The sequence below is a fragment of the Micrococcus sp. HSID17227 genome (genome assembly GCF_003989405.1).
Classification (GTDB): Bacteria; Actinomycetota; Actinomycetes; order Actinomycetales; family Micrococcaceae; genus Micrococcus; species Micrococcus luteus.
Genome location: NZ_RBLN01000547.1, coordinates 1 through 753, shown reverse-complemented (window position 1 = coordinate 753; position 753 = coordinate 1). Strand labels below are relative to the sequence as shown.

At 67.2% G+C, this 753-nt stretch carries 1 protein-coding gene; it reads right to left on the bottom strand.

What is annotated here, in order from left to right; genetic code table 11:
* A partial coding sequence (locus D8M29_RS14570) for a WD40 repeat domain-containing protein (RefSeq protein WP_370450183.1) occupies positions 1-723 on the bottom strand: 723 nt, incomplete at its 3' end.
* Between the last annotated feature and the right edge of the window lie 30 nt (positions 724-753).

The window sequence follows — 753 nt, the reverse complement described above, 5'->3', positions numbered from 1 at the left end:
CCGCTGACCGGACACACTGCTCCAGGTCCCCCTCCTCCCCCCTTGGCCTGCGGCGACCGGAGTTCCGGCCGCCGTGACCGCTATAGGTCGGGCCCATAGAGACGGCAGACCGTTTCCCGTTCCGGCATCGCATGAGAAGGAACGCAAACCGCCACGGGTGGAGAAGACCAGCTTCGTACCGTCCTGACTTACCAGAAGCCGGCCCGTCCTTCTGCTACTGGGCGTCTGAAACTCGTTGAGCTCAGCCCCGGTGGATGTGTCCCAGACAGCTATCGCTCCGTGCTCCAGCCCAGTGAAGAGACGAGAACCATCGGCACTGAACGCGGCAGGACGGCATGCTTCCGGAAGGAACCGGTGCAGTTCCGAGCCGGTGGCCAGATCCCAGCCGTAGACGATGCCGCCGCCGCCGACAGTGAGCAGATGTGCTCCACCATTGCTGAAGGCCACCTCCCGCATGTGGCTGCGACGCGGCAACTCGCATACCTGCACCCCGCTCGAGGCGTCCCAGACGCGGACTCGTCCACCGCTCTCAATGGTGGCGAGGCGGGTCCTGTCAGGGCTGAAGGCCATCTCCTGAACAGGTCCCTGATGCGTAAGGGTGCGCAGGAGCGCAGAGTTCGGCAGATCAGGCGGGGCCCACCGGTCTACGAGCGCCGGCCGCGACAAGACGGCGTCGGCGGCCGCCAGCCACGCCGCACCGCCAGGAACGCGGCTGCGCAGCACGGCATCGAGGTCCCGGGGCGGCGTGGTAGG